Here is a 14,785-nt window from a genome sequence, read left to right as displayed (position 1 = left end):
GGTCAGGTTTTGTTTGGCATAGCAATGATTTCTATGTGGAAAAATCAAAATGTATTTATATAGTAAATGTTAAAAGCAGGGGATTTCTGTATATGAAACTTTGTATTGAACGTGAAGTTATTTTACGGGGGCAGATTATACATGTATCACATGAAACGGCACAACAAAAAAGAATAGTTCCTTCCTTAATGAAGTTCCTCTTAATATGAAAAACAGGCGTACCTTTCTCTATTAAAGATACGCCCGTCTTTTTTATAGTCTACAACATTAAAAATATGTTACTGTATAATAAAAAAGAACGACAAAAAGATTACAATTGTGTTAAAAACAATCCATAATATTCCTCTATTTTCTTCTATAAACGTTAGTGTTATCCCATTCCCCTTCTTTCAAGATAGAAAATATAGCCAATTATTATTGTTACTCTTTCTCTATTTAAATATTAACTACCCCTTATGACATCTAATATTTCGTTATTTTGTTCCCTTTGAGCAGTTAGGATAAAAAAGGAAATCTCGTAGCCTATGAATTTTTTTCCAACTTTTTTTCGACAAAAATCTATGCTACGATGAACGTGTCAGTCAATCAGGCCGACAAAAATAAATTCTATGTAATAACAGTTTCATAACTTTATACATAAGTAGGGGGACAATTTAACAATGAAAAAACGTGTTTTACTATCTGTAGCGGCAGCAACTGCTCTTACATTTGGCCTAGGAACAAATGGTGCGAAAGCAGAAACAATCCAACCATCAACACCTAAAGTTCAAAATATTTCACATTCTCCATTATTTATGCAATATATGAATCAACAAGACTTTCAATCTTTCTTAACATCTCTTTTAAATTCATATGCAAAATGGAATGCGGGTGCTTTCCAACCAGGCAACTGTGTAACTCCTGGGCAACCGACTTACACAACAATTACAACTCCTTGGGGGAATATTGTAATTACAAACCCAGTTAATAACAATGAAACAACGAAACCAGAAGAAAAACCGGCTGATAACAACTCAGCAGCTAAGCCCGAAGAGAAACCGGTTGATAATAACAATCAACCAACTAAGCCAGCTGATAAGCCTGTTGATAACAACCAACCAACTAAGCCAGCTGATAAGCCTGTTGATAACAACCAACCAACTAAGCCAGCTGATAAACCTGCTGATAACAACCAAGCGACTAAGCCAGCTGATAAGCCTGTTGATAACAACCAACCAACTAAGCCAGCTGATAAGCCTGCCGAAGAATCAAAGGGTTCATTAAGCGCATTTGAACAAAAAGTTGTTGATTTAACAAATGCTGAACGTACAAAACAAGGTTTACCAGCATTAAAAGTAGACGCCCAGTTAAGCAAAGTGGCACGTGTTAAATCAGAAGATATGCAAAAAAATCATTACTTCGATCACACTAGCCCAACATACGGTTCTCCGTTTGATATGATGAAACAGTTTGGCATTTCATATAAATCTGCTGGTGAAAATATTGCACAAGGACAACGTACTCCTGAAGAAGTTGTACAAGCTTGGATGAATAGTGCAGGTCACCGTGCAAATATTTTAAATAACGGATACACACATATTGGTGTTGGTTACGTAGAAAGCGGAAACTACTGGACACAAGAATTTATTTCAAAGTAAGACTTTAATCAATGGGGTTCTCCCCATTGATTATTTTATAAATACATATCGAAAAACTGGCATAAAACCCTTTTTTTAGATGGGCAAGAGAATCTGGCCTTGCATAGAAGCGGTCAGGATCTTTTTTAGCCACATGCAGGGTTTTAAAACAAAGGGAAAAAGCGAATGCAGGTCATGTTTTGCTTGGCATCGCAGCGATTTATATAGTTAAACCAATCGGACTCTCCTAAACTAATTTCTTTACTTTCTATTGCATTTGGAGTTGAAAGAGTCCGCAAATAACAAAATAAATAGAGCCTTCTTAGGGGGCTCTATTTATTTTTTATTCATACAAGAATGTAAAATACGAGAAAAATCATGAGGAAGAGGGATATCTGCTTCAATTTGCTGTTTTGTTATTGGATGTAACATTGTAATATGAGCAGCATGCAATGCTTGACGAGAAAGCAGCCTTGTCTTACCGCCATATAATACATCGCCAATCAGCGGATGACCGAGATAACTCATATGAACGCGTATTTGATGCGTTCTTCCCGTTTCTAATTGAACTTTCACAAGTGTTATGTTACTCTCTTTCGAATATTGCATGACCTCGTAATGTGTTATGGCACGGTCACCTTTTGGAGAAACTCGACGCCTTGATGCATGATGGCGATCTCGTCCAATTGGAGCATCTATTGTACCTCGCTTCTTTTGTACTTTCCCTTCAACAAGTGCCATATATGTCCTCTTAATTTTGCGTTCCGTTAATAATCGATCCATAATCACACCGGCTAAAGCGTGCTTTGCAAAGACGACTCCTCCTGTTGTGTCCTTATCTAATCGATGAATATGACGCACCTTTGTTTCAATTCCTTGCATTTGCAAATGAAATGCTACATAGTTTGCTAATGTGCCTGTCCCGCCTTTATTTGCAGGATGTGTGTCTACTTGAATTGGTTTATTAGCAATTAATACATGATCGTCTTCATAGATAACTTCTATATCATAAAACTCCGGTTCTACATCGTACTCTTCTTGTATAAACATATGAACTTGCAATTTATCTTCTTTTTGCAGTTGTTCACTCCACCGTTTTCCTTCTCCATTAACAAGAATACTTTTTTCCATACGATATTTATGTAATAATTTTTTCGGAACTTGCCATTCTTCTTTCAAAATAGAATCTATTGTTCGTCCATCCCATTCTGAAGGAACCGTAATTTCACACCATTCTCCCATTTTCTTTACTTTCATATCATCACCTTATTTCTATTCATTTTCTTATTGTAACGGAAAATCGCTTCTCATGCATAATTAGAGACAGTTCGCAATCGAACTGTCTCCAATTATCGCTTTATGCACGAAGCCTTTTCATTTCCTGCAACATTTCTTCAGCTTTTCTTTCATATGATAAATCTTGAAAAAATTCAGCTAACCGCTTGTAGTCATTGTAAGCATCTAATAATTGGTCTATCGTTTTATGATTATTTTTTTTCAGCGATGTTTTTAGTTTAACAGGATAACGGTATTCTCCCATATCACGAATTTTATAATATTCCTCGTCTACTTGAATGACTTTCACAAGTTCACTTTCTTCTGCATCGAGTGTATATCCATCAAACTCGCGCAGCAATTCATAAATAATATGTGTCTCTTTTGAATAAAAACCTTTTTCTAACCGATAGCCGACAATGCGATACATATGCCCATCATTTTCTGCAAATTGTACATTATCATTCAATTTAAATTTAAAATAACGAAACATTGCCTTCCCCCACTCTTATATGTAATCTCCTTATCTCATACTATTCGCTAAAATGGGGTAAAGCTATTCATACAAGTATCTCTCACCTATAAGATGAGAGATACTTATTCATGCATTTTTTTCTGTTTCCTTTTGGTAAATGGAAGCCACCAGTTCCACTCGCCAAACATTTTCATTAAACTTGGCACAAGGATTAATCGAATAATGGTTGCATCAAGGAATATAGCTAGCGCAACACCAAGTCCCATCTGTTTCACAGGCAAAATATCGGTAAAAGCAAATGCACCTGTAACAACGATCATAATTAACGCAGCTGACGTAATAATCCTGCTTGTTGACACTAATCCTTCTAACGTTGCATAATCGTTATCTCTCGTCTCTCCGTATAATTCATGAATACGTGAAATAAGAAATACTTCATAGTCCATACTTAATCCAAATACTAACCCAAAAATAAAAATTGGCAACACAAATAATACCGAACTTTGTTCTAATCCAAAATGACCTCCTTCAAAAAGCCAAATGACAATTCCAATCGTTGCACTTAAACTAAGCACATTCATCACAATTGCTTTAATTGAAATAAGGAGCGAACGAAACGCTAGTAATAAAATCAGAAACGTTGACGCAAAAATAACAGACATACCCACAACAACTTTGTCTTTAATTTCATCTTCTAATTCTTGCTGGAAAGTTGTCATTCCGCCTAGATAATATGTTATATTTTCCGTTTTATAGTTTGTTTTAAACTCTCGGACCCATTGCTTTGCTTTTTCTGTTCTTGGTTTTGTATCTAAAACAATTCCAATCGTTGTCTTATTCCCTTTCACATACGCCTCTAATGCCGGTTCTATTTGTGTACGATTTGGTGATTGTAACGTTGCTGTTAACTGTTCTGCAGTCATATTTCCAAGTTGTTCATATAAACTTTTCACTTCATATACATCTTTATCATTCTTTAGTTTCTGCACAACCTTTTGAAATTTTTGTAAATTTTCTTTTTCTGTGATATTTCCTTTCGTTTCAATAACAAGTGTCACATCTGCATGGGTTTTTACCGTTTTATTAAATGCATCTTCATAATGTTCATAGGCAGTGCGTGCCTCACTTTTCTCAGGTAATGCCTCTACACCAGGGAACTGTAAATCTGCACCGCGAAGCGGCAATAAACAAATAATAATAAATGTAAATACTGCAATCGTCATTACAATTGGATATTTCATTACAAACTGTGCAAATTTACGCCACATTAGTGCTGTGCGCTGAACATTTTGGTTCTTTCCTAATAACCGTTTCCCCATTAAAGCTAACAACGCCGGAAGCATCGTTAATGAAAATAAAATACTCATGATTACGACGATCATCCCGCTAATGGCGACAGCTTGAATATAATCAATTTGGAAAAAGAACAAACCGGACAAACCAACAAATACACATAAACCTGAAAAAATAATAGCGCGTCCCGCCGTTTGATAAGTAACCATAATCGCTTCTTTAACAGAACGATATGCCAGCTCTTCTCGGAAACGATTCACGAATAAAAGAGCAAAATCAATGGATAAAGCAAGCCCAATCATCGGCGCCACGTTCAGTACAAAAATAGAAAGTTCCTTTTGTTCTCCGACAAAATATAAAATTCCCATCGTACTAATAACACTTAGTGCCCCGTTTAAAATAGGCAAAACTGATGCAAAGAAGCTGCCAAAAGAAAGTAATAACACCAAAAACGCAATTGGCAGCCCAATCATTTCTGCTACTTTCAAATCATTTTGTGTTCTCGTATTGATTTCATCATTAATAACCGGATATCCAGTTGGAGATACTTTTACCTCCCCGTTACTTTCTTTTTGAATATCCTTTGCAAATGCTAACGTTTTTTCCATCCGCTCTTTACTTGTTTTCCCGGAAAATAAAATTGTGGCATAAGCAATATCTTCCTTCAGCATTGTTTTATTTTCGATCGGCTGATGAAAAGACTCATACGTTTCTTCTCTTTGAATTTTTTTTACAACCTCATCAATTCTCTCGATAAATTTTTGCTGTGATACACCTTTCTCTTTTTGAAAGACGAGTAACAATGCATCTTGTGACTGTTTAAAATCTTTATCGAGTATCTTTTTTGTCGTTTGATAGTCACCTTGTGTTTGAAATCCATCTCCGCCTAATACACCAGGAAGCTTCGGTGCAAATATCCCAAGTAGCGCAGCTAGCAATATTAATAGCGCAATTGTTGTATATCGAAATCGATATACCAAAGCGCCAATTTTTCCCCACATATCTACTTTATGTACAGTTGTTTTCACAGAGTCTCACCTACTCCTCTTCTCATATTCTTTCTCTTAGTGTATCATATCCACTCTCTCGTTTATGAAAAAAGGATCGCTTTTCTTAACGCTCTTCATTCGCTTGAAAACGCGCTGAATAGAAACGGTGTAAATAAATAGCGATAATAAGTAATATACCGCTCATACAATAACCTGCTAAAACATCAGTTGGATAATGCACGGATAAAATAATCCTGCTTAGTCCAATTAAGACAATAAATACAATGGCTACTATCGTTACAAAACATTTTGCTGCTACACTTTTTACGTTTGCTGCGATAATATAGGCAAGAAATCCATACGTAACAATCGATAACATCGCATGTCCACTTGGAAAACTATATCCGAGGGCATCTAACGCCTCGTTAATAGTCGGCCGATCTCTTTTCACAATCGCTTTAATTCCTTTATTCATAAGATGTGTACTAAGAATAGAAAGAGGATATATGACCATCGCTACATAATAACGTTTCTTCAAAAAAAAGAACAGACTTACCGCTAACACAATTACAATCCCAATTCCAGAACCAAGCTTTGTAACATAACGAAAAAACGTAAGTGATGATTCTGTTTGAAGCCCTGTTACCATTCCTTTCACATACTCATCAACTGTCGTTACTCCGCCTGAACGTATTTTCCACGTAATGATACTAAATGCACAAAGCAAAAGTACGGTGCATACAATCTCATACATATGTAATTTCTTTTTCAAAATCAAGTTCCTCCTACCATAAAAAAAAGCGTGATTTCCGCTAAGAAATCGCGCTTTTTTTTACTTTTCTTTTCCTGTTTTCAGTTCTGTCCAGTAACGATCATACTCTTTTAATTTTCCGTTCACATCGACAAGCCATTCTGTACGATCTAGCTCTTCTTTCGTCAAGAAAATCATATGATTGTCTTGATACTCTTTGCTGTGACGAGAACGAGCCTTTTCATTTGGATTACTATATCCAATGGATTCATAGTTTTTCACGCTAACTTTAGGATCCATTAAATAGTTAATGAATTTTTCTGCAAGCTCTTTATGTTTTGCACCTTTTGGAATTGCTAATGTATCTGCCCAAATCGTACCGCCTTCTTTTGGAACTACGTATTCAACATCTTTATTCTCTTTTGCAATGAACGCCGCATCTCCGGACCATACTGTACCGATCCATGCTTCTTCAGTAATAAATTGTTGTTTAATATTATCTGTATCAAACGCTAATAAATTTGGTAATAATTTTTGAAGATCTGTAAAAGCTGTTTTTAACTCCGCATCATTTGTTGAGTTATTTGAAAAACCATGTTTCTTAAGCCCCATGCCAAGTACTTCACGAGAATCATTTAATAATGCCACGTGTCCTTTATACTTTTCATTCCATAAATCAGCCCAACTTGTTGGCGCTTCTTTCACATGTTTTTTATTATAAGCAATGCCCGTTACACCCCATGTATACACAATTGAATACTTATTTTCCGGATCAAATGGAGGTGTCTTAAAGTTTGAAACGAGATTCTCTACATTCGGAATGTTCTTTTTATCTAATGGTTCTAACAAATCCATTTTTGTCATTGTTTTTACCATATAGTCAGACGGTTGAACTAAATCATACTTTGCACCGCCTGCTTGTAATTTCGCAAGCATTTCTTCATTACTTGCATATTTATCATAATTTACTTTCACGTCATATTTCTTTTCAAAGTCTTTAATAACTTGCTCATCAAAGTTATCAGCCCAGCTATAAATATTTAATTCTTCTTTCTTTTCGCCACATCCAGCTAACACACCAGCAGCAATTCCGAAAGTAAGTGCAGTACTTGCGACTACTTTCATCCATTTCATTTGCATTCCCTCCTAGTTTGAACTTAATCCTTCATCTTTTACTCGGTCATTTATCCCGCTATTCGTGGACAGTAATACTCCCACTGATTAAAGTTTCACTTTATTACAATGGAAGATGGCCGCCTGAATTTCCCTCTCCATCTGTACCTTTGCTACGGAACATTTCAGAAGCAAGCATTAATCCGACAATTACAACAATTAAAATTGTCGACAATGCATTAATTTCAGGTGATATACCACGTTTTACCATACTGTAAATATACAGTGGCAATGTTGTTGAGCCCGGACCTGATACGAAGAAACTAATCACAAAATCATCAATCGATAACGTGAATGTCAATAATGCCGCTGAAATAATCCCCGGTGCAAGTCCTGGTAGCGTTACATAACGAAACGTTTGCCACGGTGTTGCTCCTAAATCATTTGCTGCTTCTTCTAAGTCGCGCCCCATACCCGAAAGTCTTGCTGATAAAACGACAACGACAAATGAAATACTAAATGTAATGTGGGCAATAATAATTGTCATTTGTCCAAGTTCAATCCCAAGTTGACTAAACAAAATTAAAAGCGATAATCCCATTAAAATATCTGGAATGAGAATTGGTAAATAAACAAGTCCGTTAATTGCACCTTCAAAATGATATTTATAACGATGTAAAGCAATTGCGATTAACACACCTAACAGTGTAGAGACAATTGTCGTGACAACTGCAATCGTCAAACTGTTTATAAGTGCATCAATTACATCCTGTTTTTGAAATAAATCTGTATACCAATGAAGTGTAAAGCCTTTCCACTCCGCATTAATACGTGAGTCATTAAACGAAAATAGCATAAGTACCATCATTGGTAAATAAAGAAACAATAAAATTAGCCAAGAATAAGTGACTAAAAACTTTTTCATCTTCGTTTATTCCCCTCCGTTTCCATAGTTATATACTTTCGTAGCCCGATAATATAAGTAAATTAACAGAACGGAGAATAACACAACAATCATCGATAACGCTGACCCAAACGGCCAATCACGTGCACCTAAAAACTGATTTTGAATTACATTTCCGATTAATGCAACTTTCGAACCACCCATAACGTCTGATACAACGAACATCCCAATAGATGACACAAATACTAAAATCGATCCTGTCGCGATTCCTGACATCGTCATTGGAACTGTTACATGCAAAAATGCTTTAAGCGGTGTTGCCCCTAAATCATATGCCGCTTCTAATTTTCTCTTATCAAGTTGTTCAATCGCTGCATATACAGGCAAAATCATAAATGGTAAGAGTGAATATACCATCCCTAAAATAACAGATGGTGTATTGTATAGTAAGTTTAAAGGTTCGCTAATAATACCTAATTTCAGCAATAGCGTATTGACAAGCCCTTGTGAACGTAAAATAACAATCCAAGCATACGAGCGAACTAAAAAGTTAATCCAAAACGGGATTGTAGCAAGAAGCAGTAAAAGAGAACGCCATTTACGATCAACAATCGTCACCGTATAGGCGAACGGATACCCAATCAATAAACAAAGTACTGTTGTAATAACAGCAATTTTTACTGTTTCCCATAACGTCTCCATATAGAGCGAATCAAATACACGTTTAATATTCTCTAACGTAAAGCTCATCTCAACTGTTCCGTACGTCCCGCGCTGTAAAAATGCAAAAGCTAACACAAACAAGAGAGGTACTAAGAAGAAGATCAGCAACCAGGCAACTGTAGGTAATGCAAGTAATTTCCCTTTTTTCAATTTAAGGTCACCTCATCCTCTTTTTCCCAACCTACATACACATTGTCACCAATGTTCCACTGCTTCGCTTCTTCTGCGCTTTGATACGCCATCAACAACTCGCCTGTTTTCTCATCCCGAATATATAACTTCTCCATATTTCCAACAAATTCGATATCTTCAATATGGCCAAATTGATACCCTTCAGTAGATGATTCTTCCACGGAACGTACTTTCACGTTTTCTGGGCGTACTGCTACATAGTTTTCTCCTGTTTGAATAATATTATTTTCTCCAATAAACGTCGCAACAAACAACGTTTCTGGCTTGTGATAGATTTCTTTTGGTGTTCCAATTTGTTCAATGTGACCTTTGTTCATAACTACAATGCGATCACTCATACTCATCGCTTCTTCTTGATCATGCGTCACATAAATGAACGTAATCCCAAGATTTCGTTGTAAGTTTTTCAATTCACGCTGTAAATCTTTTCGAAGCTTAAAATCTAGTGCTCCTAACGGCTCATCTAATAGCAACACACGAGGATTATTCACAATTGCACGTGCAATTGCCACGCGCTGCTGTTGTCCGCCAGAAAGTTTAGCTGGTTTCCGATTACGGAATTCTGTTAATTGTGTTAAACGTATCGCTTCCTCAGCACGTTCTTGCTGCTCCGCTTCAGAAACCTTTTGCATCTTTAATCCAAAGCGAATATTTTTCTCAACAGTCATATGCGGAAACAGTGCATAATGTTGAAATACTAAATTCATATGACGTTTATAAGGCGGTAAATCATTAATCGTTTCTTCATCAAGGGAAATTACCCCTTTTGTCGGTTTCTCAAAACCAGCAATCATACGAAGTAATGTCGTTTTCCCACAACCACTCGGACCAAGAATTGTTAAAAACTCGCCCTCTTTAATGTCTAAAGAAAGAGGCGGAATAATAACTTGATTTCCAAAATGTTTTTCTACTGCTTCGACCTTAATAATATTTTTCATCTTCTCTTCCTATCTACCTCATATTTTTGATATTCATAAATAACCCAAGTATTCTATATGCAATAACTTTGCTTCAATCTAAACGTTTAATCACGTAATACAAGCGTGATTAGTGGTGAATGCACGCCACTGATAGAAGCTTCACTTTATGTAATATGTCTGCTTCAATTTTACACGATACACACCTTGAATAGAAAAACCCCTTCGTGTTGAAGGGGTTTTTATCATACGGACGAACCAATTGATAAACACCATCATCATTTTAACAATTTTCGAATGAATTTTAAAGCACTTTTTGTAGAAGAATAGCGAATTTTCATATCAAACGTTGTCGATTGAGACAAAATGCTTTTATAATGTGAAAATGCTTGAAAACTCTGCTCTCCGTGATAGCTGCCCAATCCACTTTGACCAACACCACCAAATGGTAAATACGGCGTTGCTAGATGATATACAACATCATTAATACAACCGCCTCCATAGGAAATAGATTGTGTCACTTGCTTTTGCAAATCTCGTTCTTCAGAAAAAACATATAGTGCAAGTGGTTTCGGATGACGCTGAACAGTTGTTATGACATCTTCTATATGATCATACTCTAATAATGGTAAAATGGGACCAAAAATCTCATCTTCCATAACAGCATCATTCCATGTCACATCTGTCAGTACTGTAGGTTCAATTAATAGTTTATCTTGATCATAATTCCCACCTATTACAGCCTGGCCGTCCTCTAAAAATGAACACAATCTTTCAAAATGACGCCTGCTCACAATGCGAACATACTTTTCATTTTGCAATGGCTTCTCTCCATATTGTTCATGCACAGCTTTTCTCATTTCTTCTATAAATTGATCTTTAATAGAAGAGTGAACGTATACATAATCAGGTGCAACGCACGTTTGCCCCGCATTTAAAAATTTCCCCCATACAATTCGCCGCGCTGTAACATCAAGCTTTGCATCTTTATGTACAATACACGGACTTTTGCCGCCAAGCTCAAGTGTAAGAGGTGTTAATTGTTTTGCAGCTGCCTCCATAACAATTTTTCCAACTCCGACACTACCAGTAAAGAAAATATAATCAAACGGTTCCTTCAGCAAAGCTGTGCTCACCTCGGCGCCGCCTTCCATCACAGCGACAAACTCAGATGGGAATAACTCCGTTAATATTTTCACAAGAACTCTAGAAACATTTGGTGTTAACTCTGAAGGTTTTAAAACAACCGTATTTCCAGCTGCAATAGCTCCAACTAACGGAGCAATCGCCAGTTGAAATGGATAATTCCACGGGGCAATTATTAACGTTACGCCATACGGCTCCGGAATAATTTTCCCTTTTGATCCAATATGAGTCATTGCCGTTTTCACACGCTTTGGTTTACTCCATTTAGAAAGATTCTTTATCATAAAAGAAATTTCTTTTAATGTATATCCAATCTCTGTTGTATATGATTCATGCTCTGATTTATTTAAATCCAGCTTTAGCGCTTGAAAAATTTCAGACTCATAGCGCTGAATGCTTTCATATAATGCTCGTAACTGTTGCTTTCTTTCATCTATTCCTCTTGTTTTCCCACTATAAAAGTAGGATTTTTGTCTTTCCACAATAGAAGCAATTGTCATAAAGCTTCCCCCCCTTTACTTCACCATATATTATAATACATTTCTTGTTTCTTCTTATTAAAAAATGAACTGATATGTAAAAATTTATTATTTATGTTCCGTAACTACTCAGCCATACATTTCATTTAGAAGTTTGGTAAGGAGTATAATTCCAGCGAAAATACGCTTACCTATAATTGCTGCCATGAAGATAAAAATGAACCTACACCTCGCTGCCTTTCTTTGTTTTCAAACTTTGCGCGTGGCAGGAAAAGGCCCTGACCGCTACTATACATAGCCAGTCCCTCTCGACCACTTAAAAAAATGCTTTTCTATCGTTTTTTCATAGAGTGACTGAGTAGTTACTATGTTCCTATAAAAAAAGCTGTTGAAAGGAATCCCCTTCAACAGCTTCTCCATTATTAACGATATAAACGAACTGCACCTGCAGAATTATCATCTGCTTGTCCAACTACTTCAAATTTTAATCCAAGCTTCGGCACTTTACGTCCTGCATCTGGGATTAAGTTGTTCATATACGATTTAGAATCATCGAACTTCGTTACACCTGGTAGCCCTTTGTAATCAAATGTTCCGCGTGTTGGAGATACAACTTTCCACGCTGGCGTTTGATCAAATGAGAACGCAGCATCTGCAATTTGATATCGTGTGCTATTTGCAACAGTTGGTTTACCATTTAATGTTCCCACAATTGCATCTGGATGAGAATCAACAACACCTAAGAATCCCTCTCCAGGATGAACCCCAACCCAGTTATCTGTGTAACTAGAGTCTGCATACCATACAACAAGACCTGTATTATACACTGGACCGCGGCCATATTGTAACGCTTCATCAGCACCAGCATAGTTTCTCCACTCTAAATAGTAGTTATGCTTCTTCTTATCAAAACCGTTTGATACAACGAAGCCATTTAATTTTAATTTTGCATCGCCCTCTGCATCATCAGAGAACACAACATTTCCATCTACAGTTAATGTAGCATTATCAAGAGTAAAACCGTTCGGCGCTAAACCACCATCTGTAATATATTCAAATACTAATTTTACTTTTTGACCTTTAAATTGGCTTAAGTCATATGACTTGTCTATCCATTTACCGTCAGTTGTATCCATGTTGCCTTTCACACTTTCGTCACCGATTTTATCAACTAACGTTTTTGTTCCATCTTCCGCAACCGCATATACTTCAAGGAAATCATAATCTGCTTCAATTTCGTATAGCGTTTTGTAATCAAACTTTGCATTTGTTGCATTCGCTAAATCAAATAGCGGTGTTTCTAATGTCGTATGAAGATCGTCACCTTTTGTACTATAGTAGTACTGTTTACCAAATGCTGCTGGAATGCCTTTTACATCTTTGTCTGGTAAGTTTACACGAATCAGACCAGGACGTTTTGTTTTTGAAACACTTTGATCTAAGTATGTCGCAAAACCGATACCGCGATTTAATTTATCGTAGTCAACGTCTACAATGTTTGCCCAGTTTCCACCAATGTTCTTTTGAAAGAACTCTTTGTTTTGCGGAGAGAAACTTGTTGGCGTTGTACCTGCAATGTTACCTGCCCAGCTGCCGCCGCTCATAATGGACCAAGATTGAACTGGTTCACCTGCACCAGTATACTGTGTATCATACTCATCAGGAAGACCTAAATCATGACCAAACTCATGCGCGAATACACCAACTGCTCCATCTTCTGGCTCAATTGTGTAATCGAACGCCGCCATTTTGCCGCCCCAATATGGAACTTTTGCTTCTGTACCTTCAACTGGATATGGTTTTGGTCCAATTGTCCAGCGATGTGACCAAATTGCGTCATCTCCTAATTTACCTCCACCAGCTTCTTGTCCAACACCAGCGTGAAGTACCATTAGATGGTCAACAAGTCCATCTGGCTCATTTTTATTGCCATCACCATCCATATCATATTGATCAAACACATCAAAATCAGCTAAGTTTAAACCGCTATCCACTGCTGCTTTTAACGCATCTTTTACAAGGTCTCTTGGTCCTAACGGGCTCTTATTGTCATGACCACTGCCAGCATCATCCCCGTAATCCGCAGCTTTACCTGGAACTGTTAACCACTTTGTTACTGTTCCATCTACCGTATAACTACCACCGGATTGCTCTTCATAATACTTCTTAAATGTCTCAATTTTTGATCCATCAAATAATGTAAACGGCTCATCACCAAACAACATTTTCTGATAATGTTCTTGATTAAAATCATTTGTATACATATAACCAGGTTCTTGATCAATATTGTTATGTTTAAAATCAGCATATTCTACTAGTAATACAAGTACTTTATCTTTACGAACATCACCATTATATTGTTTTTGCTTCGCTGAACTAGTTGGTACTTTGCCGTTTAATCCCCCTTTAACCGGCTCTTGTCCAGCTACCGGACCACCAGCAGGCTGATTTGCCTTTTCTTTTGCATCCGCTTTTGTATCTTTAACTTTTTTCAAAAAGTTAGAAGCTTCTTGCGTAACATTATCCCCCGCTGCTGGTTCTTTTCCAGCATTTTCGCCTTTTTTCTTCTCTACGTATTTTTCAACTGCTTTTAATGTGTCTTCTTTCGACGCAGAATCACTAATTACACCGCGCTTTTTCAACGCTTCTGCTAAACGCTCCTCAGGAATTAAATGATCGTCGACTGGACTTGAAGGTACTACATTAGACGGTGTTGCCGCATAAACAGATTGGCCTCCAAACCCAAATGTGCAGCTAAGCACAGCTGTCGCCGCAAGCGTAGACAGCACTTTAAAAGGTTTTTTCTTCATCCCTATTCCTCCCCAAACTCAAATATGTACCAATGTTTTGATAATAATAAAAATTCTATAAATTCACAATATATTGTCTTAATTTGTAATGTTTTTGAAAAA

At 36.7% G+C, this 14,785-nt stretch carries 11 protein-coding genes; 1 reads left to right on the top strand and 10 read right to left on the bottom strand.

Annotated features, from left to right (window positions below; translation table 11 throughout):
- The first annotated feature begins 794 nt into the window (after positions 1-794).
- Positions 795-1,637, top strand: coding sequence for a CAP domain-containing protein (locus WAZ07_RS04445; protein WP_413788869.1), 843 nt, complete (start codon positions 795-797; stop codon positions 1,635-1,637).
- A 315-nt stretch (positions 1,638-1,952) separates the two neighbouring features.
- On the opposite strand, the gene WAZ07_RS04440 is transcribed toward WAZ07_RS04445, so the two are convergent.
- The 10 genes from WAZ07_RS04440 to WAZ07_RS04395 form a co-directional block, all read right to left on the bottom strand.
- Positions 1,953-2,873: an RluA family pseudouridine synthase gene (locus tag WAZ07_RS04440; protein ID WP_336471490.1), complete on the bottom strand. Its 921-nt coding sequence runs from the start codon at positions 2,871-2,873 to the stop codon at positions 1,953-1,955.
- Positions 2,874-2,973: 100 nt separating this feature from the next.
- On the bottom strand, positions 2,974-3,384 hold the full coding sequence (locus WAZ07_RS04435; RefSeq protein WP_090915229.1) for a histidinol dehydrogenase: 411 nt from the start codon (positions 3,382-3,384) through the stop codon (positions 2,974-2,976).
- Between the two features lie 104 nt (positions 3,385-3,488).
- The gene (locus WAZ07_RS04430) at positions 3,489-5,687 is read right to left on the bottom strand and encodes an MMPL family transporter (protein ID WP_336471489.1); all 2,199 of its coding nucleotides are present in this window, start codon (positions 5,685-5,687) and stop codon (positions 3,489-3,491) included.
- Between the two features lie 85 nt (positions 5,688-5,772).
- Positions 5,773-6,420, bottom strand: coding sequence for a phosphatase PAP2 family protein (locus WAZ07_RS04425; RefSeq protein ID WP_336471488.1), 648 nt, complete (start codon positions 6,418-6,420; stop codon positions 5,773-5,775).
- A 60-nt stretch (positions 6,421-6,480) separates the two neighbouring features.
- On the bottom strand, positions 6,481-7,533 hold the full coding sequence (locus WAZ07_RS04420) for a polyamine ABC transporter substrate-binding protein (protein ID WP_336471487.1): 1,053 nt from the start codon (positions 7,531-7,533) through the stop codon (positions 6,481-6,483).
- Positions 7,534-7,636: 103 nt separating this feature from the next.
- Positions 7,637-8,437 carry an ABC transporter permease gene (locus tag WAZ07_RS04415; RefSeq protein WP_336471486.1) on the bottom strand — a complete coding sequence of 267 codons (801 nt, stop codon included), beginning with the start codon at positions 8,435-8,437 and terminating at the stop codon, positions 7,637-7,639.
- A 6-nt stretch (positions 8,438-8,443) separates the two neighbouring features.
- Positions 8,444-9,289: an ABC transporter permease gene (locus tag WAZ07_RS04410; RefSeq protein ID WP_336471485.1), complete on the bottom strand. Its 846-nt coding sequence runs from the start codon at positions 9,287-9,289 to the stop codon at positions 8,444-8,446.
- Positions 9,286-10,269, bottom strand: a complete 984-nt coding sequence (locus WAZ07_RS04405) for an ABC transporter ATP-binding protein (RefSeq protein ID WP_090915218.1) — start codon at positions 10,267-10,269, stop codon at positions 9,286-9,288. The genes WAZ07_RS04410 and WAZ07_RS04405 overlap by 4 nt, the downstream gene beginning before the upstream one ends.
- A gap of 257 nt (positions 10,270-10,526) precedes the next feature.
- Complete coding sequence (locus tag WAZ07_RS04400) at positions 10,527-11,894, bottom strand: aldehyde dehydrogenase (RefSeq protein WP_336471484.1); 1,368 nt, start codon at positions 11,892-11,894, stop codon at positions 10,527-10,529.
- A gap of 401 nt (positions 11,895-12,295) precedes the next feature.
- Positions 12,296-14,683 carry an immune inhibitor A domain-containing protein gene (locus WAZ07_RS04395; RefSeq protein ID WP_336471483.1) on the bottom strand — a complete coding sequence of 796 codons (2,388 nt, stop codon included), beginning with the start codon at positions 14,681-14,683 and terminating at the stop codon, positions 12,296-12,298.
- Positions 14,684-14,785: the final 102 nt, after the last annotated feature.

Origin of the sequence: Bacillus bruguierae, assembly GCF_037104725.1 — a bacterium.
Taxonomy (GTDB): Bacteria; Bacillota; Bacilli; order Bacillales; family Bacillaceae_G; genus Bacillus_A; species Bacillus_A bruguierae.
Note: the sequence above shows the minus strand (reverse complement) of the source record. Positions and strands in the feature narration are given on the sequence as shown.

Coding starts and splice junctions, on each gene's coding strand:
- WAZ07_RS04420 (WP_336471487.1), bottom strand. CDS start 7,533: ATGAAATGGATGAAAGTAGTCGCAAGTACTGCACTTACTTTCGGAATT.
- WAZ07_RS04445 (WP_413788869.1), top strand. CDS start 795: ATGCAATATATGAATCAACAAGACTTTCAATCTTTCTTAACATCTCTT.
- WAZ07_RS04415 (WP_336471486.1), bottom strand. CDS start 8,437: ATGAAAAAGTTTTTAGTCACTTATTCTTGGCTAATTTTATTGTTTCTT.
- WAZ07_RS04435 (WP_090915229.1), bottom strand. CDS start 3,384: ATGTTTCGTTATTTTAAATTTAAATTGAATGATAATGTACAATTTGCA.
- WAZ07_RS04440 (WP_336471490.1), bottom strand. CDS start 2,873: ATGAAAGTAAAGAAAATGGGAGAATGGTGTGAAATTACGGTTCCTTCA.
- WAZ07_RS04395 (WP_336471483.1), bottom strand. CDS start 14,683: ATGAAGAAAAAACCTTTTAAAGTGCTGTCTACGCTTGCGGCGACAGCT.
- WAZ07_RS04405 (WP_090915218.1), bottom strand. CDS start 10,269: ATGAAAAATATTATTAAGGTCGAAGCAGTAGAAAAACATTTTGGAAAT.
- WAZ07_RS04400 (WP_336471484.1), bottom strand. CDS start 11,894: ATGACAATTGCTTCTATTGTGGAAAGACAAAAATCCTACTTTTATAGT.